Source organism: Pedococcus sp. P2_D9 (genome assembly GCF_056404275.1).
In genome coordinates this window covers 213108-220819 of sequence record NZ_JBFUEI010000012.1, presented here as the reverse complement: position 1 = coordinate 220819, position 7712 = coordinate 213108, and the positions used below count along the sequence as shown (strand labels likewise).

9 protein-coding genes and 1 tRNA gene are annotated in these 7712 nt (G+C 67.9%); 5 read left to right on the top strand and 5 right to left on the bottom strand.

The window, feature by feature from the left end; all coding sequences use genetic code 11:
- Positions 1-273 precede the first annotated feature (273 nt).
- Positions 274-396 (bottom strand): hypothetical protein, encoded by a 123-nt coding sequence (locus AC1DXJ_RS17850; RefSeq protein WP_477631982.1) that lies wholly within the window; start codon positions 394-396, stop codon positions 274-276.
- Positions 397-542: 146 nt separating this feature from the next.
- The gene (locus AC1DXJ_RS17845; protein WP_477631981.1) at positions 543-713 is read right to left on the bottom strand and encodes a hypothetical protein; all 171 of its coding nucleotides are present in this window, start codon (positions 711-713) and stop codon (positions 543-545) included.
- Positions 714-810: 97 nt separating this feature from the next.
- On the opposite strand from AC1DXJ_RS17845, the gene AC1DXJ_RS17840 reads away from it, so the two are divergent.
- From AC1DXJ_RS17840 to AC1DXJ_RS17820, 5 genes are all read left to right on the top strand, one after another.
- Positions 811-1458 (top strand): hypothetical protein, encoded by a 648-nt coding sequence (locus AC1DXJ_RS17840; RefSeq protein WP_477637567.1) that lies wholly within the window; start codon positions 811-813, stop codon positions 1456-1458.
- A gap of 85 nt (positions 1459-1543) precedes the next feature.
- Positions 1544-2284, top strand: a complete 741-nt coding sequence (locus AC1DXJ_RS17835) for an amino acid ABC transporter ATP-binding protein (protein ID WP_477612594.1) — start codon at positions 1544-1546, stop codon at positions 2282-2284.
- Between the two features lie 105 nt (positions 2285-2389).
- Positions 2390-3232: a glutamate ABC transporter substrate-binding protein gene (locus AC1DXJ_RS17830; protein ID WP_477631979.1), complete on the top strand. Its 843-nt coding sequence runs from the start codon at positions 2390-2392 to the stop codon at positions 3230-3232.
- A gap of 99 nt (positions 3233-3331) precedes the next feature.
- A complete protein-coding gene (locus AC1DXJ_RS17825) occupies positions 3332-3997 on the top strand; it encodes an amino acid ABC transporter permease (protein WP_477637566.1) in 666 nt (221 codons plus the stop codon).
- Positions 3994-4875 (top strand): amino acid ABC transporter permease, encoded by an 882-nt coding sequence (locus AC1DXJ_RS17820; protein WP_477637565.1) that lies wholly within the window; start codon positions 3994-3996, stop codon positions 4873-4875. The genes AC1DXJ_RS17825 and AC1DXJ_RS17820 overlap by 4 nt, the downstream gene beginning before the upstream one ends.
- 79 nt (positions 4876-4954) lie before the next feature.
- Here the strand turns inward: AC1DXJ_RS17820 and AC1DXJ_RS17815 are convergent.
- The 3 genes from AC1DXJ_RS17815 to dnaG form a co-directional block, all read right to left on the bottom strand.
- A tRNA-Asn gene (locus AC1DXJ_RS17815) sits at positions 4955-5027 on the bottom strand.
- 85 nt (positions 5028-5112) lie between these two features.
- Positions 5113-5628 carry a hypothetical protein gene (locus tag AC1DXJ_RS17810; RefSeq protein ID WP_477637564.1) on the bottom strand — a complete coding sequence of 172 codons (516 nt, stop codon included), beginning with the start codon at positions 5626-5628 and terminating at the stop codon, positions 5113-5115.
- The gene (gene dnaG, locus AC1DXJ_RS17805; RefSeq protein ID WP_477637563.1) at positions 5628-7574 is read right to left on the bottom strand and encodes a DNA primase; all 1947 of its coding nucleotides are present in this window, start codon (positions 7572-7574) and stop codon (positions 5628-5630) included. The genes AC1DXJ_RS17810 and dnaG overlap by 1 nt, the downstream gene beginning before the upstream one ends.
- Positions 7575-7712: the final 138 nt, after the last annotated feature.

Below are 7712 nucleotides of genomic sequence, written 5' to 3'. Positions count from 1 at the left end.
CCCTCCAGTTCTGGATCGGCAACGAGCTGCTGCGCACCGTGCGACGCGACAGCACCGGCCCCGTCCGCAACAAACGACCCTTGGGAGGTGCACTGACCAAGACCCGCAGGACAAACTGACGTAAGGAGTGTCAAGGATCAACCGACGTAAAACCGTCAACCATCAGCCGAATGCCTACAGCCCCACCAGTGTCGAAATGACTTCGGCTGATGCTTGACAGTTGTTTCGGCTGATCCTTGACGCTCCCGGTTGTCCTGGTCGCGTGCAACGGGCCTACTCACCCTGCGGGCCGCCGAACGGACGCCAGGCACCGTGGCGGAGCAAGCGCACCAGGTCGGCACGCTCCTCGGCGGACAGTGTCCTGGCGTCGCTGACGGGGGGACTCGGCTCACTCATGCGGAAAGGCTACAAACCCGTTCCGCCTTTGCGCGCCACATCGAGCGCGCCGACGGGAGGTCTCACCGAACGGATGAGGCGGACCCCATGACGAACGGCCCGACTTGGGTTTCCGGGCCTCGATTTCCGTCACACCGGCGAGGTGGCTACGTCAGCTCGCTGCCGACCAGCCAGGCGACCGCCACCCACGCGAGGACCATCCACGCCACCAGGCCCCGTTCTGCCTCGTCGGTGTGCCGGCTGTACCGCAGCCCGACGACGTACCCGGTGACCGCGACCACGAGCGCAACCCAGGCGAGCAGGTCGAGAAACCTCATGGGAAAAGCGTGCGCCGCCGGTGACTGTCCGTCCAGACCCGAGGCGGTCATGCAGGTGCGGGAGGACTGGCTGCCGCCCCCTCCCTACCGTGGTCTCGTGGCTGAGGGCACCGACGTCCCACAGGCCGTTCGCGCGCAGATCCTCGCGACCGAGCACTGGAGCCTGCTCGCCACGCGGAGCATGACCTGGTCGGAGGTCATGTCACGGATCTCGATCCTGCTCACCATCGAGTCGGCCTCGCTCGTCGTGGTCGGCCTCACCGTGCAGGTGACCGGCTTCGGACATGCCTTCAGCGTCCTGGCTGTGGGCCTCAGCGCCGCCATGCTCGTCCTCGGGACCCTCACCGGCATCCGGGTCGCGAACGTCATGACCGACGACGAGTCCATGGTCATCGGCATGAACCGGCTGCGCGCCGCCTACGTCGACCTGGACCCGGGGATCGCGCCCTACCTCGTCACCGGGACCAGCGACGATCTGGCCGGGGTCCGGCGGACGTATGGGATGACGCGCATTCGCGGGCGCAGCCACTTCCTCGGCAGCACGGGTCTGTTCATGGTCGCCGTCAACGCCATCGTGGCCGGGGTGTTCGGAGCCCTGGTCTCCGACGCCTTCGGAGCGAGCGGCTTCGTCACCGCCGTGGTCGGCGGCACCTGCCTCGTGGCTTATGCCGCAACGTTCCTCGGCATCACCCTGCGCGACTACCGTCGCGCAACCGGCCGCTACCCGCCAGCATTTCCCGCCTGAGGGCCAGTTCACGTCGGGTTGCTATTGCATGACAGTGGCTGCCTGAGGGATCCGTTGATCGCGACAAACCGGTAGGTTGCCGGACATGACGGAGCCACTGGTCGTTCTCAAGGGCGTCAACAAGCACTTCGGCGAGCTGCACGTCCTCCAGGACATCAACCTGTCCATCGGCAAGGGCGAGGTCGTCGTCGTGATCGGCCCCTCGGGGTCGGGCAAGTCGACGCTGTGCCGCACCATCAACCGGCTCGAGACCTTCGAGACCGGTTCGATCACCATCGACGGTGTTCCCCTGCCCGAGGAGGGCAAGGAGCTGGCCAAGCTGCGTGCCGACGTCGGGATGGTGTTCCAGTCGTTCAACCTCTTCGCGCACAAGACGATCCTCGACAACGTGACCCTCGGTCCGATCAAGGCTCGCAAGGTCCCCAAGGCCGAGGCCGAGAAACGCGCCATGGAGCTGCTCGAACGCGTCGGCGTCGCGCACCAGGCTCAGAAGTTCCCCGCCCAGCTCTCCGGCGGCCAGCAGCAGCGCGTGGCCATCGCCCGCTCGCTCGCCATGGACCCCAAGGTGATGCTCTTCGACGAGCCCACCTCGGCCCTGGATCCCGAGATGATCACCGAGGTCCTCGACGTCATGGTGGCCCTGGCCAAGGACGGGATGACCATGGTCGTCGTCACCCACGAGATGGGCTTCGCCCGCAAGGCAGCCAACCGGGTGGTCTTCATGGCCGACGGGCAGATCGTCGAGGAGAACACCCCAGAGGGCTTCTTCACCACGCCCAAGTCGGATCGCGCCAAGGACTTCCTGGGCAAGATCCTGACGCACTGACCATCGTGGCCCACTRACAACAAGGACCCACTGACAATCCAGACCCGCACTGCACTGCACACCGGGGCGCACCAGCGCAGCGGCAACACATCAGGAGGAAACGGAATGAAGATTCGTCGGATTGGCGCAGTGACCGCCGCATCGGTCCTCGCGCTCGGCCTGACCGCCTGCGGCGACAGCGCCAAGGACACCGGCTCGGGCGGCGGTGGTGGCGGCAGCAAGTTCAAGGTCGGCATCAAGTTCGACCAGCCCGGCCTGGGGCTCAAGGAGGGCTCGAAGTACACCGGCCTCGACGTCGACGTCGCGACCTACGTCGCCAAGGAGCTCGGCCACGACGCGGCCGACATCCAGTTCGTCCAGGCACCTTCGGCCCAGCGCGAGACGCTGATCTCCACCGGCCAGGTGGACATGGTGGTCGCGACCTACTCGATCACCGACGCGCGCAAGGAGAAGATCTCCTTCGCCGGCCCGTACTTCATCGCCGGTCAGGACCTCCTCGTCCGCGCCGACGACTCCTCCATCACCGGACCGGAAGCACTCACCGGCAAGAAGCTCTGCTCGGTGACCGGGTCGACGTCCGCCCAGAAGGTGAAGGACAAGTACCCCGGCGTCCAGCTCCAGGAGTTCGGGACGTACTCCGAGTGCGTCACCGCCCTGGTGTCCAAGGGGGTCGACGCCCTCACGACCGACAACACGATCTTGGCCGGCTACGCCTCCCAGGCGCAGTACAAGGGCAAGCTCAAGGTCGTCGGCAAGACCTTCTCCGAGGAGCGCTACGGCATCGGCCTCAAGAAGGGTGACAAGGCCACCTGCGAGAAGATCAACACGGCCATCGGCAAGATGATCAGCTCCAACGCGTGGCAGGCAGCCGTCGACAAGAACCTCGGCCCGGCCGGGTTCAAGGTCGACGCGGCCACCAACCCGCCCAAGCAGGACGCCTGCTCCTGACCGGTTCCACACCGCTGTCGGTATGCCGCCCGCTCGCCCGAGCGGGCGGCATACCGAAGCGTTCGGACTGCACCCCCACAGCAACGGAAGGTTTCCTGCATGGGTGACATCCTGAGCAAGTACGACGTTCTCGGCGCCTTCGGCATGACGGTCTATCTCGCCTTCTTCTCGGCGATCGGGTCACTCGTGCTCGGCACCATCGTCGGCATCATGCGGTTGTCTCCCGTGCGCGTCCTGCGACTGCTTGGCACGGGGTACGTGAACATCTTCCGCAACACACCACTGACGCTGCTCGTGGTCCTCAGCGTCCTGGGCCTGACCTACATCCTGGGGCTCAACCTCGACCCGTCGTCGATCGCCGGCAACGCGAGTCGTTGGGCCATCGTGATGCTCTCGATCTACCACGCGTCCTTCGTGTGCGAAGCGCTGCGGTCGGGCGTCAACACCATCCCCGCAGGCCAGGCCGAGGCTGCCCGCGCCATCGGCCTGACATTCGGCCAGAGCATGCGAGAAGTGTTGCTGCCACAGGCCTTCCGCGGATCAATCGCTCCTTTGGGGTCCACCCTCATCGCCCTCATCAAGAACACCACCGTGGCCGCCGTCGTCGGGGTCGCCGAGGCGGCCAACCTGATGGCGGTCATCATCGAGAACGAGACCGGTGGCCTCATCGTGTTCCTCATCTTCGCCATCGGGTTCGTCATCCTGACCCTCCCCCTCGGCCTGCTCTTCACGACGATGTCCCGTCGGCTGGCGGTGAAGCGATGAGCGCCAACGTCCTGTTCGACGCGCCGGGTCCCCGGGCCCGCAGACGCCACGCCATCCTCTCGGTGTTCGGCGTCCTGCTCGTCATCGCGATCGCCTTCCTCGTCGTCCGCAAGCTCAAGGACGCGGGTCAGCTCGAGGCCGAGCAGTGGAAGCCGTTCCTGACAGACCGCTCGGTGTGGCGCGACTACCTGCTGAAGGGGCTCTGGGGCACCTTCAAGGCGGCCTTCATCTCGATCCTGCTCGCCGGCGCCTTCGGGCTCCTCTTCGGGATCGGCCGGCTGTCGCAGATCGCCCCCGTCCGCTGGGTCAGCAGCATCGTCGTCGAGTTCTTCCGCGCTGTCCCCGTCCTGATCATGATGATCGCTAGCTACGGGCTCTACTCCCGGAGCGGGCTGTTCCCGCCAGAGACGGCTCCCCTGGCGGGTGTCGTCACGGGCCTGACGCTCTACAACGGGTCGGTTATTGCCGAGCTGGTTCGTTCTGGTGTCTTCTCGCTGCCGAAGGGCCAGTCGGAGGCGGGTCTGTCGATCGGGCTGACCGCGTCGCAGACCCTCCGGTCGATCCAGCTACCGCAGGCGCTCACCGCCATGCTGCCCGCCCTGATCGGCCAGTTCGTCGTAATCCTCAAGGACTCGGCGCTGGGCTACGCGATCACCTACCTCGAGCTGCTCAACTGGTCCAAGACCCTGGGTTCGGCCTTCGCCAACGTGCTGCAGGCCTACCTCGTGGCGGCGGTGCTGTTCATCCTCATCAACTACGCGCTGACGGTGGTGGCGGGCCGCATCGAGAAGCGCCTGTCCAAGCGTGGCCGCACGACCCTCCACGAGGCGACAGCCGTCCCCGCGCCGGCTGACGCCGGCCAGGGCGCTGCCACCTGACCACGCGCGACCAGCCTGACTCAAGAGTGCACGACGAAGGCCCCGGACCTGATGGTCTGGGGCCTCGTGGTGTGGCGGGCTCCCCCGGTTGGACTCGAACCAACAACCTGCCGATTAACAGTCGGCTGCTCTGCCAATTGAGCTACAGGGGAATGTCCGTCTGCGGTCCCCCGCGTTCGGCGCTGCGCAACCATAGCAAAGGATGCGCGCAGTTCTGAAAACGGCCGGGCCGTGCTGTCAGCGTCCGACTTGCTCGCGCAGGTAGGCCAGTGCAGCCTCGGTGCGGGCAGTCATCTCGGCGTCGTCGGCGCGCACCCCGCGGCCCAGCACCACCTGCTCGACGAGGTCGCCCGTGGCCAGGTCCTGACGCAGGACCGCCTTGGCCCACCGCTGCGGGCCGAGCTCGATCCGCTGGGCCAGGACGACGCTCGCCTGGACGCGTTCGCGCAGCGTCTCAGGGAGCAGGCTGGTGGCTCCCAGGACCCACTGCGACGGCTTCGAACCATCCACCCAGGTCACAGTCAGCTGGGTGAGCTCGGGCGACCAAGTGCCGCCGTCCACCTCGTGCCACGGGCGGGCGAGCGTGCGCGCGCCCGCTGCGTCCACGGCATACAGGGCATGGTTGGTGGCCACCACGGTGATGCCGCTTGCCACCTCCCGACCCCAGCTGAGCACGCGTTCGCCCCCGGACAGCCCGACCGCCTCGCGGACCGGGGCGGGCAGCTTTTCGGGGCGTCTCAGCGAGAGCGCCATCAGGAGGCCCTGTCGCGCAGGGTGGCGAGCTCGCGCTGGAGGTCCTGGAGCTCGCTGCTGAGGGTGCGCGCGGCGGCGGGGTCGGAGTGCGAGTCGGTGGCCATCCGCCGCATCGCCGACATCGCGTCGGCGATCCGGCGGGTCAGCGAGACCTCCTGGACGCGGGTGAGGAGGGCGTCGATGTAGCGACGCTCCGGCAGGCCGGTCGCCCTGTCCATGCGGGTGGGCAAGGGCGCGACGGCGAGCTCGGCGACGAGGCCGTGAACCGCCAGGGGCGCGGCCTCGATGACCCGGTTGGCCCACGCCTGCACCGAGAGCCCGCGCTGTGGCCCACCCGCACCGCGCACCCCGTCGAAGACCGCTCGGTGAGCCGGGGCGGTGAACGCGTCGGCCGACACCTTGTCGACGTCGTCGGTGGTGAAGCTGTCGGGGTACTGCAGCATCGTCTGGAGCAGCTGGCGCTCGGCGAAGACGATCGGGTCACGCAGGTCCGGCGTCGGCAGGGCCGCCCGGGCCTCCTCGATCGAGGGCTCAGGCACGGTGTCGGCGTCGGGACGTCGCTCGCGGCCGGCGGGCGCGTCAGCAGCCTCCTTGGCGTCCCGCGCAGCCATCCGCTGGGCGCGGGAGACCTCGGCCTGCACCTGCTCGACCTCGACCCCGATCCAGCCCGCGACCGTACGGATGTACTCGGGACGCATCGAGCTGTCGCGGATCGAGTTGACGATCGGCGCGGCCGCGCGCATGGCCTGCACCCGCCCCTCGGCCGTCACCATGTCGAACCGGTCGATCGTGGTGCGCACCGCGAACTCGAACATCGGCACCGCGTCGTCGATGAGGTGGCGCACGGCATCATCACCCTTGGCGATCCGCAGCTCGCAGGGGTCCATGCCCCCGTCGGCCACCGCGACGAACGACTGGGACGCCCAGCGCTGGTCCTCGGCGAACGAACGCATCGCGGCCTTCTGCCCCGCCGCATCTCCGTCGAAGGTGAACACGACCCGGGCCGGCGCGAGGTCGACCTCGTCGCGCATGATGCGGCGCAGCATCTTGATGTGGTCGACGCCGAAGGCCGTGCCACACGTCGCCACGGCGCCCTCGATGCCCGCCAGCTGGCAGGCCATGACGTCGGTGTAACCCTCGACGATGACCGCTTTGCGTTCTCCTGCAATGGATTTCTTCGCGAGGTCCAGACCGTAGAGCACGGTCGACTTCTTGTAGATCGGGGTCTCGGACGTGTTGAGGTACTTGGCCGCTATCCGGTCGTCGTCATAGAGCCGCCGCGCGCCGAACCCCACCGTGTCACCGGTGATGTCGCGGATCGGCCAGACCAGCCGCCCTCGGAACCGGTCGTAGAGCCCGCGACTCCCGCGCCCGGACAACCCGCCCAGGACGAGCTCCTCGTCGGAGAAACCCTTGGACCGCAGGTGGCGCGACAGGTCCTCGCCGCCGCGTGGGGCGAACCCGACGCCGAACCGTTTCGCGGCCTCGCTGTCGAACCCGCGCTCGCGCAGGAAGTCGCGGCCGGCCCTGGCCTCGGGGGCGTTGAGCAGCGCGTGGTGGTAGAACTCCTGGGCCACGCGGTGCGCCTCGACCAGCCGCGAGCGCCGTCCGAGGGACTCCCCGCCGCCCGGCTTGCCGCCTTCCTCGTAGTGCAGCTCCATGCCGAGCTTCTGCGCGAGCCGCTCGATCGCCTCGGTGAAGGTCAGGTGCTCGACCTTCTGCACGAACGAGATGACGTCGCCGCCCTCGCCGCAGCCGAAGCAGTGCCAGGCACCCACGGTCGGACGGACGTTGAACGACGGGGACTTCTCGTCGTGGAACGGGCACAGCCCCTTCATCGAGCCCGGTCCGGCAGGTCGAAGGGTCACGTGCTCGCGCACGACGTCCTCGATCGACGAGCGCTCCTTCACGAGCGCGACGTCGTCGGCCTTGATCCGACCCGGCACTGGCCCTCCTTGTCGCGGCCGAGTCTAGGCGGTGCGTCCTCTCCCGCGTGGCCCACCTCCACAGGTCAGGTATGCCGCGTGGCCGGGTCCATGGCCCGCGGAGAAGGCGGCCAGAACGGCAGCCAGCCACGCGGCATA

Coding starts and splice junctions, on each gene's coding strand:
- AC1DXJ_RS17850 (WP_477631982.1), bottom strand. CDS start 396: ATGAGTGAGCCGAGTCCCCCCGTCAGCGACGCCAGGACACTGTCCGCC.
- AC1DXJ_RS17845 (WP_477631981.1), bottom strand. CDS start 713: ATGAGGTTTCTCGACCTGCTCGCCTGGGTTGCGCTCGTGGTCGCGGTC.
- AC1DXJ_RS17835 (WP_477612594.1), top strand. CDS start 1,544: ATGACGGAGCCACTGGTCGTTCTCAAGGGCGTCAACAAGCACTTCGGC.
- AC1DXJ_RS17830 (WP_477631979.1), top strand. CDS start 2,390: ATGAAGATTCGTCGGATTGGCGCAGTGACCGCCGCATCGGTCCTCGCG.
- AC1DXJ_RS17825 (WP_477637566.1), top strand. CDS start 3,332: ATGGGTGACATCCTGAGCAAGTACGACGTTCTCGGCGCCTTCGGCATG.
- AC1DXJ_RS17820 (WP_477637565.1), top strand. CDS start 3,994: ATGAGCGCCAACGTCCTGTTCGACGCGCCGGGTCCCCGGGCCCGCAGA.
- AC1DXJ_RS17810 (WP_477637564.1), bottom strand. CDS start 5,628: ATGGCGCTCTCGCTGAGACGCCCCGAAAAGCTGCCCGCCCCGGTCCGC.